13 protein-coding genes, 1 pseudogene and 1 riboswitch are annotated in these 18,529 nt (G+C 42.7%); of the genes and pseudogenes, 7 read left to right on the forward strand and 7 right to left on the reverse strand.

Translation table 11 applies throughout. The features are described 5' to 3' along the window. Positions 1 to 32: 32 nt before the first annotated feature. Complete coding sequence (locus tag BT147_RS03110; protein WP_072330913.1) at positions 33 to 1,823, reverse strand: M3 family oligoendopeptidase; 1,791 nt, start codon at positions 1,821 to 1,823, stop codon at positions 33 to 35. 164 nt (positions 1,824 to 1,987) lie between these two features. Beyond that, positions 1,988 to 2,156, forward strand: a riboswitch (SAM riboswitch). 89 nt (positions 2,157 to 2,245) lie between these two features. Here BT147_RS03110 and metH point away from each other — a divergent pair. Both metH and BT147_RS03120 read left to right on the forward strand, forming a co-directional pair. Next, entirely contained in the window at positions 2,246 to 5,701 is a 3,456-nt protein-coding gene (metH, locus tag BT147_RS03115) for a methionine synthase (protein ID WP_286118964.1), read from the forward strand. A gap of 15 nt (positions 5,702 to 5,716) precedes the next feature. Beyond that, on the forward strand, positions 5,717 to 7,573 hold the full coding sequence (locus tag BT147_RS03120; protein ID WP_072330777.1) for a bifunctional homocysteine S-methyltransferase/methylenetetrahydrofolate reductase: 1,857 nt from the start codon (positions 5,717 to 5,719) through the stop codon (positions 7,571 to 7,573). A gap of 103 nt (positions 7,574 to 7,676) precedes the next feature. Here BT147_RS03120 and BT147_RS03125 read toward each other — a convergent pair whose 3' ends face one another. Next, a complete protein-coding gene (locus BT147_RS03125) occupies positions 7,677 to 8,492 on the reverse strand; it encodes a squalene/phytoene synthase family protein (RefSeq protein ID WP_072330779.1) in 816 nt (271 codons plus the stop codon). Positions 8,493 to 8,642: 150 nt separating this feature from the next. On the opposite strand from BT147_RS03125, the gene BT147_RS03130 reads away from it, so the two are divergent. The 4 genes and pseudogenes from BT147_RS03130 (at position 8,643) to BT147_RS03145 (ending at position 12,648) form a co-directional block, all read left to right on the forward strand. Next, positions 8,643 to 9,344, forward strand: a complete 702-nt coding sequence (locus BT147_RS03130; RefSeq protein WP_083426322.1) for a response regulator transcription factor — start codon at positions 8,643 to 8,645, stop codon at positions 9,342 to 9,344. Further along, positions 9,341 to 10,327 (forward strand): sensor histidine kinase, encoded by a 987-nt coding sequence (locus BT147_RS03135; RefSeq protein WP_072330783.1) that lies wholly within the window; start codon positions 9,341 to 9,343, stop codon positions 10,325 to 10,327. Before BT147_RS03130 ends, BT147_RS03135 begins: the two co-directional genes overlap by 4 nt. Before the next feature lie 148 nt (positions 10,328 to 10,475). Then, positions 10,476 to 10,622: pseudogene (locus BT147_RS15805) on the forward strand (ATP-binding cassette domain-containing protein); the annotation flags it as partial. 100 nt (positions 10,623 to 10,722) lie between these two features. Then, positions 10,723 to 12,648: an FtsX-like permease family protein gene (locus tag BT147_RS03145; protein ID WP_072330784.1), complete on the forward strand. Its 1,926-nt coding sequence runs from the start codon at positions 10,723 to 10,725 to the stop codon at positions 12,646 to 12,648. A gap of 74 nt (positions 12,649 to 12,722) precedes the next feature. On the opposite strand, the gene phnE (BT147_RS03150) is transcribed toward BT147_RS03145, so the two are convergent. The 4 genes from phnE (BT147_RS03150) to BT147_RS03165 all read right to left on the reverse strand — a co-directional run bounded on the left by phnE (BT147_RS03150) (position 12,723) and on the right by BT147_RS03165 (position 16,071). Further along, positions 12,723 to 13,529 (reverse strand): phosphonate ABC transporter, permease protein PhnE, encoded by an 807-nt coding sequence (gene phnE, locus BT147_RS03150; protein ID WP_072330786.1) that lies wholly within the window; start codon positions 13,527 to 13,529, stop codon positions 12,723 to 12,725. Then, on the reverse strand, positions 13,526 to 14,308 hold the full coding sequence (phnE, locus tag BT147_RS03155; RefSeq protein WP_143187889.1) for a phosphonate ABC transporter, permease protein PhnE: 783 nt from the start codon (positions 14,306 to 14,308) through the stop codon (positions 13,526 to 13,528). The genes phnE (BT147_RS03150) and phnE (BT147_RS03155) overlap by 4 nt, the downstream gene beginning before the upstream one ends. Positions 14,309 to 14,325: 17 nt before the next feature. After that, a complete protein-coding gene (gene phnC, locus BT147_RS03160; RefSeq protein ID WP_072330788.1) occupies positions 14,326 to 15,078 on the reverse strand; it encodes a phosphonate ABC transporter ATP-binding protein in 753 nt (250 codons plus the stop codon). A gap of 90 nt (positions 15,079 to 15,168) precedes the next feature. Further along, the gene (locus BT147_RS03165; RefSeq protein WP_072330790.1) at positions 15,169 to 16,071 is read right to left on the reverse strand and encodes a phosphate/phosphite/phosphonate ABC transporter substrate-binding protein; all 903 of its coding nucleotides are present in this window, start codon (positions 16,069 to 16,071) and stop codon (positions 15,169 to 15,171) included. Between the two features lie 154 nt (positions 16,072 to 16,225). Here BT147_RS03165 and BT147_RS03170 point away from each other — a divergent pair, with 154 nt between their 5' ends. Then, positions 16,226 to 17,815 (forward strand): bifunctional metallophosphatase/5'-nucleotidase, encoded by a 1,590-nt coding sequence (locus tag BT147_RS03170; RefSeq protein ID WP_083426323.1) that lies wholly within the window; start codon positions 16,226 to 16,228, stop codon positions 17,813 to 17,815. A gap of 66 nt (positions 17,816 to 17,881) precedes the next feature. Here BT147_RS03170 and BT147_RS03175 read toward each other — a convergent pair whose 3' ends face one another. Beyond that, complete coding sequence (locus BT147_RS03175; RefSeq protein ID WP_072330792.1) at positions 17,882 to 18,373, reverse strand: DinB family protein; 492 nt, start codon at positions 18,371 to 18,373, stop codon at positions 17,882 to 17,884. Positions 18,374 to 18,529 lie beyond the last annotated feature (156 nt).

The following is an 18,529-nucleotide window of genomic DNA, read 5'->3' on the forward strand; positions in this document are numbered from 1 at the left end:
AAAGAGCGAGCTTATTTGTTAACTATTTCCTTTTACTCATTCGTCAGTGCTAGGAACTCTTCCACATCAGCGGCTACTAAATCAAGCGCATCTTGCCAGAAGTCTGGCTTAGTAAGGTCAACTCCTAAATGGAGAGAGGCTAATTCTTCTACACTCATGCTAGCCGTATCTTTCAAAAGGGCATCGTATTTATCAGCAAATGACGGGCCTTCTGATAGAGCACGGGCATAGATTCCGGTAGAGAACAGATAACCAAATGTGTATGGGAAATTATAAAAAGGCACATCGGTTCCGTAGAAATGAAGTTTAGAAGCCCAGAAGGTTGGGTGATACTCAGCTAATAAATTGATAAAGGCGTCTTTCTGTGCTTGCTCCATTAATTCATTTAGGGAATCTTTACTTACTGGGCCCTTTTTACGAGCTGCGTAGAAATTCGTTTCAAACAAGAAACGGGCATGGATATTCATACAGAACGCGATAGCCGATTGAATTTTCTCAGCTAAGAGAGCCACTTTCTCCTCTTTTTCAGTTGCTTTTGTGATTGCTGCATCGATCACGATCATTTCGGCAAAGGTAGAAGCTGTCTCCGCTACATTCATCGCATATCGTTGCGCTAAGATCGGTAAATCCCTCATCACATATGTATGGTATCCATGGCCTAATTCATGAGCCAATGTAGATACACATCCAGGTGTTCCTGCGAACGTCATAAAAATACGAGATTCACCTTTATTGTTAACTGGGAAATCGGTCATAAAGCCACCTGGACGCTTGCCTGGACGATCTTCTGCCTCGATCCAGCGATCCTCAAAGTTCATTTTTGCAAACTCAGCCATTTGAGGGTTAAATTGCTGGAACTGCTCTGTAATAAATGCAGCAGCCTCATCATAGCTTGCTTTGCTACTTCCAGCTGGTAGAGGAGCGTCTACATCGTACCAACTTAACTTCTCGACACCCATCATCTTCGCCTTCCGTTCAAAGAACGGGGTCAAACGATGCTTATTTTGGTTAATGGTTTCCCACATGGTAGTAAGGGTTTCTTCTGACATACGGTTCATCTCAAGGGGCTCTTTTAAGACACTATCCCATTTACGGTGTTTGTATAAAGCAAGACGATATCCAGCTAGGTTGTTTAACGCGAGAGCGATCAACTCTGATTCATTCGTCCATGCCGCTTCCCATCTCTCAAAGACATCTTTACGAACCGCACGATCTGGACTTTGGAATCGTGTAAACATCTGTCCGACAGATAGCTTTTTCTCTTCTCCATCTTCTTCAAATGGAATTTCCATACGCCCTACAACTGAGCTATACACATCGCTCCATGCATGATAACCACTTACACTCAAGTCGCCCGTTAATTCTTCCATCTCCGGAGCCATTTTGTCTAGGAAAGCTTTGCGCTTTTCTGCTAAGTTAAATGCGATCCTTTCTATCTGGTTATCACTGATTAAAGCCGTAAAGCTTTCATCAGACATCTTAGCTAGTTCTGCTTCTAAAACAGTGGAAGCAGCTAATAAATCAGCATGAATTACTTGAACGTGACCCCCCAAATTTTTTGCTTTATCATCTTTCACATCGGCAGAGGTTAGACAATCAACAAAAGAATATGCTTGAAGGGTTAAACTCATCAGCTTTTGATAACGAGCTAAAAGATCATGCCAGATTTCTACTCCTGCGTCTTCCTTCACCTTCTCCAACTCTTTTTTCAAAGCTGGAATTTCACTTTTTAATTGTTCCAATAGTGCCATAAATACAGGTGAAGAACTACCTCCTTCAAAAAACACATCTAAATCCCAATTCATTTCATATTTTTGAGTCATAGTCATGAATAAAAAAACCTCCACACGAATATTTTTGATATAGAAGCATCTTAAAACCATTGTAAACCTTTCATTGGAAAAGTGCACTATCTATGCCTAATATATTGACATCTATTCAAAAATTACATATACTAAAAAGGCTAAGTTTTCTTAAAATTGAATATTTCTTATCCAGAGTGGCGGAGGGACTGGCCCGATGATGCCCGGCAACCCATTAAATGCTTGCGATTTGATCCAACTTGTCGACAAATTTGATTTATCGACAACTCGATCAGAGAAGGAAGCTTTGATAAGGTGCTAATTCCTGCAGAGAAATTCTCTGAGAGATGAGACCCAAGGATGTTGCCTACTCAACGCCTTTCATCAATCAGAGATGAGAGGCGTTTTATGATGCGATCGATTTCAGAGAGGAGCTAACAACGGTGAAAAATGAGCGACCCACCTTATTCGAACAGTTACAGCACAAAATTTTGATTCTAGATGGTGCCATGGGCACGGTACTACAACAAGCTAATTTAACTGCAGTTGATTTTGGAGGTGAAGAGTACGACGGATGTAATGAGATGTTAAATCTGACTCGTCCCGACCTGATACACTCAGTGCACGATTCCTACTATGAGGCCGGAGCAGACATAGTAGAGACCAATACATTTGGTGCTACCTCTGTCGTTCTAGCTGAATATAATTTACAAGATAAAACTGCTGAGATTAATCGAGAAGCCGTACGAGCGGCCGTAGAGGCACGAGATAAATGGTCAACTCCAGAGTGGCCGCGCTATGTAGCTGGCGCGATTGGACCCACTACGAAAACATTATCTGTTACAGGAGGCATTACCTTTCAAGAACTAGCCGACTCCTATTACGAACAAGCAAAAGTATTGGTTGAAGCAGGAGTCGACACCCTTTTGATTGAGACCTCACAAGATACTTGCAACGTAAAAGCGGCTGGAATCGGGGTTCGACGTGCCTTTGCCGAACTCAGAAAGGAGATCCCCATCATGATTTCAGGCACCATTGAACCGATGGGAACCACACTAGCAGGGCAGAACATCGAAGCGTTCACCCTTTCACTAGAGCATCTGAAGCCTCTTTCAATTGGATTAAACTGTGCAACAGGACCGGAGTTTATGAAAGATCATTTGCGAACATTATCCGCTTTAACTACCAGTTCCGTGAGCTGTTATCCGAATGCCGGCTTGCCTGATGAGGAAGGACGATATCTGGAAACACCTCTCTCCCTCGCCCAAAAGTTGGAAGATTTCGCGGATGCTGGTTGGTTAAACATTGTCGGGGGATGCTGTGGAACAACGCCTGATCACATCAGGGAGATCGCCGAGAAGATGAAAGGAAAGAAGCCGAGAACTCTCTCTCCACCGCACGGGCCTGCGATATCCGGCATCGATCCTGTGTTTCTTGAAGCGGATAACCGCCCCTTACTAGTAGGAGAGCGAACGAATTCGATCGGCTCTCGAAAATTCAAGAGATTAATTACGGAGGAAAAATTTGATGAAGCATCAGACATCGCACGCCGTCAAGTAAAAGCAGGCGCCCATGTCATCGATATCTGCCTCGCTGATCCTGATCGCGACGAAACAAGCGATATGGAACAATTTTTGCCCTTTATAACCAAGAAAGTAAAGACGCCTCTCATGATTGACTCTACCAGTTTAGAAGTAATGAGCCGGGCACTTACATTTATCCAAGGAAAATCCATTTTGAATTCGATCAACTTGGAAGACGGCGAAACCCGATTTCGAGAAACGATACCACTGATCAAAAACTACGGTGCGGCAGTTGTCGTCGGAACCATTGATGAAAAAGGGATGGGCGTTACTCGCGAGCGCAAATTGGAAGTGGCAAAGCGCTCCTATCAGATTTTAGTAGACCAAGAAGGGATACTAGGACATGATATCATTTTTGATCCGCTCGTCTTCCCTGTTGGAACAGGAGATGAACAGTATATCGGCTCTGCACTTGAGACGATCGAAGGAATTCGCTTAATTAAGAAGGAGCTCCCGGAATGCGCCACCATTTTAGGAGTATCCAATGTTTCCTTCGGTCTTCCCCCCTCGGGCCGCGAAGTGCTAAATGCTGTGTTTTTATATGAATGTACCAAAGCAGGCTTAGACTACGCCATTGTAAACACGGAAAAGTTAGAACGCTATGCCTCGATCCCTGATCATGAGAAAAAACTAGCAGAAGAGCTTTTACTCCGCACGAATCACGATAATTACGAGGCCGTACTCGCTGAATTTACCGCTTATTATCGTGGGAAAGTGGTAACAGACAAAAAACCTAGTATGGAAAAGTTGCCTTTAGAAGAACGATTAGCTAGATACGTCATCGAAGGAAGTAAAGATGGCCTCCTTCCCGATCTGGAACTCGCTTTAGCGCAATGGGAACCATTAGAAATTATTAACGGCCCTCTCATGGCTGGTATGGATGAAGTAGGGAGATTATTTAACGACAATCAATTAATCGTAGCAGAAGTATTGCAAAGCGCCGAGGTAATGAAGGCATCTGTCGCTTTTCTAGAGCCTTTTATGGATCGAACGGATTCTGTGAGGAAGGGAAAGATCATCCTCGCTACCGTAAAAGGGGATGTCCATGATATTGGTAAAAACCTCGTAGAAATCATCTTAGCTAATAATGGCTTTGAAATCATTAACTTGGGAATCAAAGTTCCACCCGATCAAATCATCGAAGCAGCACGTCGCGAAAAACCAGATGCGATTGGACTATCTGGCTTACTTGTCAAATCAGCTCAGCAAATGGTTACAACTGCGCAGGATCTCAAAGATGCGGGTATTAATATCCCGATTTTGGTAGGCGGAGCAGCTCTCACTCGCAAATTTACCGAAACACGAATTGCTCCCCAGTACCAAGGTTTGGTGCTCTACTCGAAAGATGCGATGAACGGACTTGATCTCTGTAATCAACTTGTTAATCCCACTGGGCGAGATCAGCTAGAGCAACTGAGGTTAGAGCAAGAAAGCGAACAAAAAACAGAACAAAAGCCTACCTCTGCACCTATTGTTTCTACGCCTGTCAGAAGTACAGTCGATCCGCGTCCCGAATTGTTTTCTCCTCCCGATTGGGATCGCCATATCTATCGCGAGCTTCCACTTTCCGAATTACGGCTCTATCTGAACGAGCAAATGCTATTTGGACATCACTTGGGTCTAAAAGGAAATGTAGAAAAACTGCTTGCAGAAGGTAACGAAAAAGCGGTGGAATTGAAGACTATCTGGGAGGAATTATGGACGGAAATTGTGAAGAACAACTGGCTTCAGCCAAAAGGTGTATACCAATTTTTTCCTGTCCGGAGTGAGGAGAACCAAATATTCCTATACGAGACCGATCAACCAAATGCTCCGATTAGAGAAAAATTCCTCTTCCCTAGACAAACAAAAGACCCTCATCTGTGCCTATCTGATTTCGTCCGCGATGTCTCTACTGGAGAAATGGACTCTATGGCCGCGTTTGCAGTCACGGCTGGCCTAGGCGTAAGACAACTTGCTCAGGAATGGAAAGAGAAAGGCGAATACCTACGCTCGCATCTTTTGCAAGCGACCGCTTTAGAGATCGCAGAAGCATGTGCCGAACGGATCCATGAGATGATTCGCGCACGATGGGGATTCCCAGATCCTGTCGATTTTACGATGAAACAACGCTTTGGCGCACGCTATCGCGGTATTCGTGTGTCATTTGGCTACCCTGCATGCCCAGATTTAGAAGATCAAAAAAAATTATTTGCTCTACTACAACCGGAGGAACTTGGAATACAGCTAACAGATGGATTCATGATGGAGCCAGAGGCATCCGTCACAGCCATCGTCTTCTCCCATCCACAAGCTCGTTATTTTAATGCAATCTAGACAGGAGGACCTCAGATGAAAAGAATAGGAATACTTGAATATCTGAAAAACCATCTTGTAGTAGGGGACGGAGCTATGGCCACCTACCTCTATCAACAAGGAGCACCTGTTGGAACCTGCTATGAGCTCTACAACCTCACACATCCCAAAATGATTGCCAATGTCCATCAAGCCTATGAGCAAGCTGGCTCTAAGCTCATCACAACCAACACATACGGCGCAAATCGCGAACGCCTTGAGCGCTACGGATATGGACATAAAGTAACACGAATCAATCGAGAAGCGATTAAAATCGCACGTGAATCCATTCAAGCAGATACGTATATCGCAGGATCCATTGGCTCCATTGTCGCAGGACGAGTGACCCAATATGACTCAGATGAATATCACGATCTATACGAAGAACAAGCAACAGCCCTTCTCCATGCAGGCGTGGATATCATCCTACTGGAAACGTTTATGGATCTACAGGAGCTATTGATCGCGATCAATGCAATTCGCCCGCTAACGGATACCCCTATCGTGGCTCAGCTCTCGCTTCTTGAAGTTTCTCGGACTCGAGATGGGCATTCTCTTACAGATGCTTTTGCACAACTACAAAAACATGGAGTTACGGGGGTAGGGTTAAATTGTCGGATGGGTCCACTTGAAATCATCCGTGCCCTAGAAAAAACTATCGTCCCACAAGATCTCCTCATCAGTGCCTTCCCAAATGCTGGGCGGCTGGGTGAAAGTGACGGTGAGCTTCGTTATAAATCAGCTCCATCCTATTTCGGCGAAACCGCTCATCTCTTGATTAATCAAGGGGTTTCGATTATTGGCGGTTGCTGTGGAACAACACCTGCACACATTCAAGAAATTGTTCAAATCGCACAAAACCAAACTCCCGTCACTCGCATCAATCCACCCGTAGTGCCAGAAACGTGTGAAGTCCTTTCACAACCACCCAAACGGACAGAGTCAACCGTTTTAGAGAAAGTCGCCCTAGACAGAACGATTATCTGTGAATTTGATCCACCGAAAGACTTAGATGTTCAAAGCTTCTTACTCGGTTCCCAAGAGCTTTATAAATCTGGTGTCGATGCCATCACACTCGCTGATAACTCCCTTGCCTCCGCACGCATGAGCAACCTTGCTTTAGGAGCACTTCTCAAGTCTCAACTAGGAATCGAGCCACTCATCCATGTATCCTGTCGGGATCGAAATTTACTCGGCCAACAATCGCATCTGATGGGGTTACATGCCTTAGGGATCGATCAAATTCTTGTTATCACTGGCGACCCTACTCGAATCGGGGATCTACCAGGAGCTAGCTCCGTCTACGATGTAACCTCTTTTGAACTCATCAGCATGATTAAACAGATGAATCAAGGTCTTGCCTTCACAGGACGTCCACTCAAACAACAGGCTCAGTTTATCGTAGGAAGCGCCTTTAATCCTCACGTACGGCAGATTGAATCGGCTGTCGCCCGGCTAGAGAAGAAAATTCAAGCGGGCGCCGATTATGCCATGACTCAGCCCATCTACGATAAACAGACCCTCATCAAACTACATGAAGCGACTCGTCATCTAGAGATTCCGATTTTCGTTGGCATCATGCCGATTACTGGATACCGAAATGCCCTCTTCCTACACAACGAAGTCCCTGGAATTAAAATCGCAGATGATGTGATACGCCGTTTTGAATCCATCACAGATCCTTCTATAGCAAGGCAAGTAGGAGTAGAAATAGCCAAAGATCTGCTCGATACTGCAATGACCTACTTCCCCGGAATCTATCTCATCACTCCGTTTTCCTATTGGCCTATGACAGTAGAGTTAACCAGATACATTCGTGAAAAAGATGCACGTGCCGCTCAGGATAGTGCATGATTGTTTGATAGCCTATTACACACTCAATATAAAAAATCTCCCTTATTGTATACCTGTTATACAATAAGGGAGATTTTTTTATGTTGGAAGCACAGACTTCCTTCTACTTCGAAGAAGCGAGGGCATTTTCCACTAATTCAACTACCGCTTCTCTTGTTAGCTTCTGATTGCCTAATTCCATAGCCTTAAGCGTCCCTAGAGCAAGCACATACGGAATTCGGCAAAACTCCCATATTTCACGAGTTTGAATGCTTTGGATATACTGGTCAGCAAGTTCTAACTGCTTTCTCGCATAGTCATATAGATCATCTGTATTCCAGCCATCAGGCAAATAATCTACTTCCCGTGCTAAATCTTCCTCGCGGTTCCGAATAATATTGACCACTTGGAGTCCACGACCAAAGGCGACAGCTAGATTCGTATCACACTGCGTACCATCGTGCCATTTCCAAATCTCATTTAATAGTAAACCCACTAGTCCAGCTACATAAAAGGTATACTCATTTAGATCTGCAACATCACGAATATCCCAATGCCGATCACACCACTTCGCCATTCCGTCAGCCATCACAGCAGTAGCGCGGTACACTTCTATATGTAACGCCTCTGGGCATAGTTCAAGCCACTCAGGCAGGAGAAGCGTTACCTCAGGCAATATAGAACTCCATGGCTCAAATAAACGCCTAATATCATCCGCATGAAAAGGTTCTCGTAGAATTAGACTAACACCACGTAGTAATTGAATCTTAATCTCTTTGTTCAAATCAGGATGATCTTCAATCTCATCAATCGCACGCATAGCGAGATAAGCTGATGTAACAGCCTCTTTCAAGCCATCTGGTAGTCTAGTAATTGGAATAAAAAACGTTCGACTCGTTAACTGTAATACATCTAATGCCTTGTCCATTTCCTGGCTCATACCTTGACACCTCCGATTAATCATATTTATATTTTACCAAAACGATCGATTTCTTGCGTATTTAGTATAATAAAATATTAGATCCACTACAAAACGAAGTTAGAACGATTCGCGACAATACGATTCTGTACCAGTAAACGGGGGATATCGATGTATAAAATTATGATTGTAGAAGACGACATCAAGATCACCGAATTGCTACAATCCTATCTCGAAAAATATGGTTACCAAGCTGTGATCACAACTGATTTTGATCATGTCTTAACCCAGTTTAAAGAAGTGAATCCCGATCTAGTTCTGCTAGATGTCAATTTACCGAAATACGATGGATACTTCTGGTGTCGTCAGATTCGGGCTGTATCAACGTGTCCGATTCTCTTTATCTCTGCTCGCTCTGGGAAGATGGAGCAAGTGATGGCACTGGAAAATGGAGCCGACGATTATATCACCAAGCCCTTTCACTTCGAGGTAGTGATGGCTAAGATCGGTAGCCATCTCAGACGGAACTACGGTATCTATGCTCATAAACAAGGGGAGCGGGTCATCGAACTATCTGGACTCATACTCCAGCCAGAAAGACTAGAACTAACCTATCAGGATATAAAAATAGAATTGAGCCATAAAGAAACTATTTTACTCCAAACCCTAATGGAGCGCCCCACCCGCATTGTAAGCAGGGACCGTCTACTTGAGAAACTGTGGGACGGAGAAACCTTTATCGATGCTAACACCTTAAATGTATACATGGCACGTACTCGTAAAAAGCTTCAAGAACTGGGCGTTCCAGATGCGATCGAGACCGTGAGGGGAGCAGGTTATATGTTAAAAGTAACGTGGGGGCAGGTAGAATGAGACTCTTTCTACGGGATCACCTCCCTCTCTGCATTCTTACCATCATTCAAATGTCGCTTACCTTTTTTATTCTTTGGCTCGAAGATGTGAAGAATCTATCTCTCTTACTCTATCCGATTCTCTTAAGCAGCTCTATTCTACTTGTGTACCTAATTTATCGTTTTATCAGCCTACGCTCCTTCTATGACCGCCTATCTAATCCGATCGAGACATTAAACGAATCGGTACAAGTAGTCGGCTATGCCCCGATGGCAGAGAAACTAGATCAATTATTAAACATCCAATTTCATCATTACCAAGACGGCTATATCCACTACAAACAAAAGCTAAGTGACCACATCACCTTTATCAATCAGTGGGTTCACCAGATGAAAACGCCCATCTCCGTGATCGAACTCACTATTCAAGATGAAGATGCTCCTATCTTTACCAGTATCCATGAGGAGTTAGACCGCTTACGAGAAGGGCTAGAGATGGTTTTATATGCTTCTCGTCTAGATGAATTTGAACATGACCTTCATATTGAATCCATCTCTCTACAACCTCTTGTGAGGGACGTGATTTCAAATCATAAGCGCTTGTTTATCCGCAATCAAGTATATCCCGTTGTACAAATCAACCCAGAGGTAAAAATATACTCTGATGAAAAATGGTTGGAGTTTATCCTGATTCAGTTGCTTACAAATGCCGTTCGCTATTCGGCTGGTTCTGGTGAAGAAGTTGTCGTAGCCACTTACACGAAAGAGAATCGAGTCGTGTTAGAGATCACAGATCACGGGATCGGTATTCCCAAGCAAGACATCCGTCGTGTGTTTGACCCTTTCTTCACAGGGCAACACGGGAGGGAATATCGAGAGTCAACGGGTATGGGGCTTTATCTGGTAAAAGAAATCGGTAAGCGGTTAGATCATCAAGTGGAGTTGGAATCTCAAGTGGGTGTAGGTACGACGGTACGATTATATTTGCAGACAGTTGAGGTATAAACAGCTATCCCATCAGGTAGCCGTCTTTTATTCGTCTAGCAGAACCTTACAAAAAAGTAAGATTGATTAAGCTAATTCGTTAGAAACAATTCCCCTTCTCCGGTAAAGTATGAATCATCCAACCACAGCCAAACGGAGGAGAATGTACATGTTACAAGTACAACAACTAAACAAAATCTATACTGGAAAAGTAGCGACGAAAGCGCTGGTAGACATCAATCTAACGATCGACCAAGGTGAATTTGTGGGGATTATGGGTCCATCGGGAAGTGGGAAAACGACACTACTAAACATGGATACGCTCACCATCGCCGAAAAAATTCGCTGCGAAGATAACAGGCAACAATTCTTCCAAGAAATCATTGATATGCTTTCGCTTTTAGGAGGGGACAATCATGAACTTTCGTCAGTTCGCATTTAAGAATGTAAAGCGAAATGTTAGAGCCTATTTGGCTTATTTCCTAAGTAGTTCATTCGCAGTTATGATCTTCTTTATCTATGCGATGTTTATTTTCCACCCCGATTTAGCCAAAACGCGTCTAGGTGAGAAAACTCAAATATTTCTATCTATAGCAGAAGTTATTGTGTTTGGCTTCGCTTTCTTTTTTGTCCTCTACTCAATAAGCTCCTTTTTAAAAGTAAGAAACAAAGAATTTGGTATATTAACCATACTAGGGGCTCAAAAAAAACAGTTAAATCGACTTATCTTTTTTGAAAATATACTGATCGGGTCGTTTTCGATCTTAGCTGGGATCGTCTGTGGGCTGTTTCTCGCCAAATTTTTTCTCCTATTAGGAGCAAAAGTCGTGGGAGTAAATGAACTTCCCTTATATCTTCCTGTAAAAGCAACTGGATTAACGATTGTTTCCTTTTTAGTGTTATTTATCATTGTTTCATCTCTGGTCCTATGGTTGATTCGCTCCCATCGTGTTCTTGAATTATTAACGGGATCAAGTAAGCCGAAGACCGAGCCCAAAGTTTCCATTCTCCTTGCTCTTCTATCAATCGCTTGTATGTTTAGTGGCTTACTTGTCCTCTATCTACCAAAGAATTTTTCGCAGATGACTATGTTATCATTTCTTGGATTAGGAATCATCGGTACTTATTTCTTTTTTACTCAGTTTACTGGGGTCTCGATCCGTCTATTAAAGAAAAATCGTTCATTCTTTTGGCGAAATACTCACCTTCTTTGGGTCTCTGAAATGGCTTATAAAATCAAAGATAATGCTCGTATGTTTTTCATGGTCACGATTATGACAACTATGGCTTGCTCATCGATTGGTTTCTTCGTGGCTCGTAGTCAAGAAGCCGTAGAGAGCTTTAAGCAAGCACCTAACTCGTTGGCATATATTCCTTTTGAAGAAGCACACGACGAAAAAGATTCCATGCCTTATCAGAAACGGGAATGGTATCGTGACGTAGAAAAAATAGATCAGGCATTAAAACAAGCAAATGTAAAGTTTGATAAGGTCATTTACACAGATACCTACATCCCATTCCTTGAATTGGATTACAGTTCGGTCATAAGCTTATCTGACTATAACCAATTGGCAAAGATAGAAAAGCGTAAGGAGATAAGACCTTTAAACCCCAATGAAGCCGTGATCCATGTACACCAAAAAGCAAAGCACGAAGGTTTACAACAACTTAGCTTCGCCAAAGAAAAGATAAACTTACGAATTGCGGAAGATGTAACAAGCGAAGAGTTTGATGTTGTCGTTTCGGATAAGACCTTTCAACAACTAAAAAATCATGGTAGTGCAGATAGCGCTGTTCGATACGTCATACCCGAATGGGATTACAAAACAAACAGAACATCCCCTAATCTCCTATTAACCCATTCGACTGAAATTCAAGTAGCTAAACAGATGCAGACTACAGCTGCATCCAAAGAAGGTTTCATTTCTTCTCGGGGACTCCGTTATCTAACGGATAAAGCAGAGACAAATGTACCGTTATTCATCCTCGTTTTCATCGCAGCGATCTTTTCCGTCTCTGCTGCTAGCTTTATCTACTTTAAACTATATACCGAATTAAGACAGGACCAGCGCATCTATAACGGCCTATCGAAAATTGGGGTCAGCACCAAGGAAATGAACAGATCCGCTACTATTCAAATCGCGATCTTATTCTTTCTTCCTATGTTCGTCGCCGCTTTCGAAACCGTCATTGGACTTATCGTCCTAAACAAACACTTTGGATATAAGCACATGTTTGTCCCTTCTCTCATCGGGGTTGGCTCCTTCTTCATCGCTCAGCTTATCTTCTTCCTCATCGTGCGTTATCGTTACATTTTGCAATTAAAACGTGCGATGATATAAATGCAAAAATGTAAAAAGAAGCACTCATCCCCTTACCATGTGGGAAAATAGTGCTTCTTTCTTATTCCAATCTACTACACTAATTTTCTACGGATACGCCCTGAAATAAAGTCGATTAAGGTTACCATCACAATGATACCTAACAAAATAATCCCTACACGATCCCAATCACGGCTATGCATGGCAAAGATCATCGGAGCACCGATTCCGCCTGCGCCTGCGATACCGAGAATCGTAGCAGAACGAACATTAATCTCGAAACGGTAGAGAGCGAGGGAGAGGAATTGTGGAACAACCTGCGGAACGACAGCAAACCAGAAGGACTTCATCCCGTTAGAACCCGCTGCTGACATCGCTTCCACCGGTCCCATGTCAATCTTCTCAATCTCTTCCGAGTTTAGCTTCCCTAACATCCCAATCGAGTGTAATCCGAGTGCAAGTACTCCACAAAACGCACCAGGTCCAACCACCTTTACAAATAAGAGGGCCATTACTAACTCTGGAAAGGTACGAACAAAGCTAAGTACAATCTTCCCAGCTCCTGAAAAGATCTTCCATTTTACAACATTTTTCGCTGCCCATATCGAAAAGGGAATACAGATAAAGATAGAGATGAATGTACCTAAGAAGGCAATGGCTAAGGTTTCAATCATTAAAAACGTTAAATCCTCTCCATCTCCTGTATACACATAGGCCCAATCGGGATGAAGAATCCCATCTACAATCGCTCGTGACGTTTCTGTCGCAGTATCCTTAATCTCAATACTAGGCATACTAGCAAACGCCCATATACAGATCAACACGAAGATAGAAACCGATCCCCATCTAATAAGGCGCTGCTTTACTGGCGTTTTTGGCTTTTGAACATCTACTATCTTCATACCAGTCTCTCCCTTAACTTCGTACTAATCCAATCGATAATGACTACCACGACAAACATAGCTAAGACAATCGTTGAAAGCTTATCATACTGTAAGAAACCGAGTACTTTTTCATAATTGACACCAATTCCCCCTGCGCCCACATAACCTAGAATGGCCGCCGCACGAACATTAATCTCAAAAGTGTAAAGTACATAGGAGGTATAGGAGGCAAGAACTTGCGGAACCACAGCAAAACGGATCCAAACCAATTTTTTAGACCCTACAGCCGTCATCGCCTCAAGGGGGCCTGGATCAATCGTCTCAATGGATTCATATAGTAATTTTGTAATAATTCCCATGGAGAAAAAAGCAATCGCCAGGATACCTGGAATCATTCCCATTCCAAAAATGGCTACAAACAAAGCAGCAATCAACAGCTCCGGAATGGCCCGGATGATATTTAAAATGAAACGTGCTGGAATCGTAATCCACTTACTAAATAGATTGTTTGCTGCTAGAAAAGAGACTGGAATCGATAAAATAGCACCTAACAAAGTCCCGATAAACGCCATTCGAATCGTATCCAGTACGGGTGTAATAATAGGTTCTACATAACTCCAGTCCGGACTCGCCATACTGACTAAAATCGATTGCATGTTGGGTAAACCTGAAATCAAATCTTCTACATAAGCCTTTGTATTCACTGAACTCGCATAAAATAAGATGAATAACAAAACCGCCGTAAGCAGGTGTTTCGTTTTTCTCGGCTTAGAAAGTAGCTTCATTTGTTGCTCCATCGAACTTCCCTCCCCTCTTAGTTCATCTTCTCTAATTGACGACCATAAATATCCGCAAAACGCTCATCCGTCGCTTCTTCGACTGGTCCGTCAAATACGACCTCACCAGCACGCAATCCAATGATACGAGTCGCATATTTGCGAGCAAGATCGATATAGTGGAGGTTTACAATCGTGGTAATTCCATCTTGTTCATTAATGTGCTTTAAATCATTCATTACTTGCTCCGTTGTTAGTGGATCAAGGGATGCAACTGGCTCGTCGGCTAAGATCAACTTTGCCTTCTGTGCAAGTACACGTGCAATCGAAACACGTTGTTGTTGTCCTCCTGATAATTCGTCCGCACGGGAGTATGCTTTTTCGAGCATATTTACTCGATTCAAGGCTTGAAACGCTAAATCTTTATCTTCTTTTGGGAACATTCCGAGTAACATGCGAAGAGTCCCATGATATGCGACACGACCCGATAGTACGTTGCGTAGTACACTCGATCGCTTAACCAAGTTAAAATTTTGGAAGATCATTCCGATATCACGGCGCATCTTCAACAATTCTCCCCCACGAGCCGCTGTAATCGATTTCCCATCGACTAAGATTTCCCCTTCTGTAATTTCATGCAAGCGATTGATTGAGCGCAAAAAAGTGGATTTTCCTGCACCAGATAAACCCACAATCACGATAAACTCTCCCTTTTCTATCTTAAGATTGATATTTTTCAGGCCTTTTGTCCCATTTGGATATGTCTTAGATACATTTTTAAATTCGATCATCCTGGTCTCTCCCCTATTCGCATAAAAAACGACAACCAAACAGCTTGGTCGTCGTTTTTCTCTGGCTGTTTCACCTGAAACAAATTTTAATTAGTCTTTTTTTGCTTTCGTTTCATACTCACGAACAGATGCAAATTTACTATCGTCCGTCTTCACATAGCCTTCATGTGTGTAGATGCTACGGAATACTTCCACTGCCTTTGGATCATTCGATAAATCGAGGAAAGCTTGTGTTACTTTATCTTTTAAGGCTGGGTCTATACCTTGGCGAACTACAACCGTATCATTCGGAATCGGCTTCGTTACATAGATCACTCTTGTTTTAGCAAAAATATCTGGATGCTCTTTTTTCAGAGTGTTACGAGCATCTTGGAAAGTAGCCGCTGCATCCACATCACCGTTTAGCACAGATAGAATCGCTTGGTCATGACCTTTAAGCGTAATCGGCTTCACGTCTTTAATGGGATCAATGCCTGCTTCTTTTAGCTCAACTGCAGGCCATACATAACCAGCAGAAGAGGTTACGTTTTGGAATGCAATCTTTTTCCCCTTCAAATCAGCGATCGATTTAATTGGTGAATCCGCTTTCACAACATACTGCGCTTTATAGTATTCTACTTTGTCTTTCGTAGGGGATCCATCTTTCTCATTTACTCCATAACGAAGAGATTGTAGGATAACATCCACTGCATTTTTCTGTTTTGCAAGAACATAAGCAGATGGTGGTAAGAATCCGACATCCACTTTCTTCGAAGACATTGCCTCAATAATGGTTGGATAATCTGTGGATACCGAAACTTTTACCTTCATACCAAGCTTGTCCCCAAGCATTTTTTCAAGAGGTTTTGCTTTAGCCTCAAGGGTTTCAGCACTTTGAGATGGTACGAACTGGACGTTCAGTACTTTTTCTTCATCTTTCGGCTTGGTACAACCTGCCATCACACTGGCCGCGACTACGAGGGAAAGGCCGCTAGCCAGAACTTTCTTCATCATGAATGGATGCCCCTTTCAAATGTGAATGAATAATGTCCTCTGATATAGTATCATGTTTTCATACAATCATCAAAAGGATTTGTATATTAATTGATAATAAAATGTTGCATATATGTAAAAGACATCTTATTACTAAGAAACAACGGAGGATATTATGGAAAATAACCAAAGTAAAATGTGTCAAATTCTTGTGACGAGTGATGTTCACGGAACTATCTTACCCTTTCACTATGGAAACAAAGCAACTGATGAATTTGGCCTCGCGAAGATCGCAACCAAAATTCATCAGTTGCAGGATAAAGAGCCTAATACTTTTATCCTAGATAATGGAGATAGCATCCAAGGCACTCCGCTCACCTATCATTACGTCAAAATGAACAAAGAGCAAACCATTCATCCCATCCCTTTACTCTTTAATCATATAGGTACGCATGCCGCTATTATCGGGAATCATGAATTTAACTACGGAACCGATGTCTTAAAGCAAGTTGTGCTAGAGTCTCAGTTTCCTTGGCTCAGCTGTAATATCTTAGACGAAAAAACAGGCGAACCAGCCTTTGGAACCCCTTATCTCATTCACACTTTTCCAAACGGCATCCGCATGGGCATCATCGGAGCCACAACCAGCTATATTCCAAACTGGGAAGAACCACATCATATTCAAGGGCTTCGATTCACTGATCCGATCGTGGAGTTAAATAAATGGGTTCGGGTAATTCGTGAAGTTGAGCAGGTTGATTTTATCGCTGTTTCCTACCATGGCGGATTTGAGCGAGATATAGACAGCGGAGAACCTACAGAACCACTCTCTGGGGAAAACGTCGGCTATGAAATCTGCTATCAAGTAGACGGCATCGATATTCTCATCACTGGACACCAACATCGTCACATTCCAAGCGGCAATATCAACGGAGTTCATATCATTCAACCAGGAAGCCACGGAAACTTCGTCGGTCAAATCGAACTAGAGTTTGTCCTAGTGCAAGGTGACTGGCGACTCTTCCAAATTAAGAGCAGACTCCATGACCTAGTAGGAATAGAACCAGATACAACGATCCTCCAAATGATTCAGCCCTATGAACAAGAAACGCAACAATGGCTCGACCAACCACTCGGGAGTATCGAAGGTGACATGATCGTGCATGATCCGATGCTAGTCAGAACGGGGGACCACCCACTCATCGAATGGATGAACCATGTGCAGATGGAACTAACAGGAGCAGAGATTTCCAACACGGCCCTATTTGACAATATAAGCCCGGGGATGCCTAATAACGTCACCATGAGGGACATCGTAGCTAACTATATTTATCCCAACACCCTAAAAGTATTACGTCTCAAAGGAAAAGATATCCTAGAAGCCCTTGAGCAAACCGCCACCTACTTCGCCCCTTATAACGGTGAGCAAATTGAGGTAAATCCAGCTTTCTTAGAGCCAAAACCACAGCATTACAACTTTGATATGTGGGAAGGGATTGAATACGAAATCAATATTAGCAAGCCTTTTGGCGAGCGCATCACGAAACTAACTCGTAACGGGAAATCATTCGACCTAGAACAGGAATACGAAGTCGTGATGAACAACTATCGTGCCGCAGGTGGAGGCAACTACTTCATGTTCCAAAATAAACCGGTCGTCCGTGAGATCCCGACTGAGGTGTCAGAGCTTCTAGCTGACTACTTCCAACAAAAAGGAACGATTCGTGCAACTCTAAACCATAACTGGAAAGTAGTCGTAGAGTAGAGTAAGAGAATACTAGAAAAACGGTTTAGGAGTGTCCTAGACCGTTTTTTATTTGGATGTTTTAAGTTATTTTTTTGTGATTATCTCTTTCAACTCTCGGATCTGTGTCAAGTGGCGCTCTTCATGATAGCCGATGAACTCTATATATTGCTTCAAATTCAAATCACCTAGAGCTGGATGAGGCATAGATCGCTTAATCAACTCTTCTTCCTTATGTTCCTCTATAAAAGACTGGGTCTGTTTCCGAGTTTTCTCTAGCTTTTGTACAAGCTCTTCCTTTGCATAATAATCTTCTTTTGGAGAAAGCCGATCGGGTGCTTCCACTTTTCTAGATCGATCTGCTACGAAGTGAATCGGCTTATCTGGAGTGTGGGATAGTTCATTCTCCTTCGCCACCTTCGAGATCATAGATACAATATATCCCTCAGTCAAAATGAGGTGATCTAACACTTGCGCAATGCTCCAACAAGAAGAATCGGGTTTCATGTTGTACTGCTCATTCGAAAGGGGTTGTAATTCCTCTAACAAGGCAGTGCGAATCTGTTGTAAATGAGTCATCTAATCAACACTCCATTTCACTTTTGCGATTATAACTTGTCCACTAATACCCAGTTCTAAATCGTTTGAAACATCGCCATTAAATATCCAAAAACAAAAAAATTAAAAAATGAATAATCAACCATTTACATCCGATTCATCTTCATGTAATATTCT

The sequence above is a fragment of the Thermoactinomyces sp. DSM 45891 genome (assembly GCF_900119485.1).
Lineage (GTDB): Bacteria > Bacillota > Bacilli > Thermoactinomycetales > Thermoactinomycetaceae > Baia.

What these genes read in the sequence shown, in the direction of transcription:
- BT147_RS03110 (WP_072330913.1), bottom strand. Translation starts at nt 1,823, where the DNA reads ATGACTCAAAAATATGAAATGAATTGGGATTTAGATGTGTTTTTTGAA.
- BT147_RS03120 (WP_072330777.1), top strand. Translation starts at nt 5,717, where the DNA reads ATGAAAAGAATAGGAATACTTGAATATCTGAAAAACCATCTTGTAGTA.
- BT147_RS03125 (WP_072330779.1), bottom strand. Translation starts at nt 8,492, where the DNA reads ATGAGCCAGGAAATGGACAAGGCATTAGATGTATTACAGTTAACGAGT.
- BT147_RS03130 (WP_083426322.1), top strand. Translation starts at nt 8,643, where the DNA reads ATGTATAAAATTATGATTGTAGAAGACGACATCAAGATCACCGAATTG.
- BT147_RS03135 (WP_072330783.1), top strand. Translation starts at nt 9,341, where the DNA reads ATGAGACTCTTTCTACGGGATCACCTCCCTCTCTGCATTCTTACCATC.
- BT147_RS03145 (WP_072330784.1), top strand. Translation starts at nt 10,723, where the DNA reads ATGAACTTTCGTCAGTTCGCATTTAAGAATGTAAAGCGAAATGTTAGA.
- phnE (WP_072330786.1), bottom strand. Translation starts at nt 13,529, where the DNA reads ATGAAGATAGTAGATGTTCAAAAGCCAAAAACGCCAGTAAAGCAGCGC.
- phnE (WP_143187889.1), bottom strand. Translation starts at nt 14,308, where the DNA reads ATGGAGCAACAAATGAAGCTACTTTCTAAGCCGAGAAAAACGAAACAC.
- phnC (WP_072330788.1), bottom strand. Translation starts at nt 15,078, where the DNA reads ATGATCGAATTTAAAAATGTATCTAAGACATATCCAAATGGGACAAAA.
- BT147_RS03165 (WP_072330790.1), bottom strand. Translation starts at nt 16,071, where the DNA reads ATGATGAAGAAAGTTCTGGCTAGCGGCCTTTCCCTCGTAGTCGCGGCC.
- BT147_RS03170 (WP_083426323.1), top strand. Translation starts at nt 16,226, where the DNA reads ATGGAAAATAACCAAAGTAAAATGTGTCAAATTCTTGTGACGAGTGAT.
- BT147_RS03175 (WP_072330792.1), bottom strand. Translation starts at nt 18,373, where the DNA reads ATGACTCATTTACAACAGATTCGCACTGCCTTGTTAGAGGAATTACAA.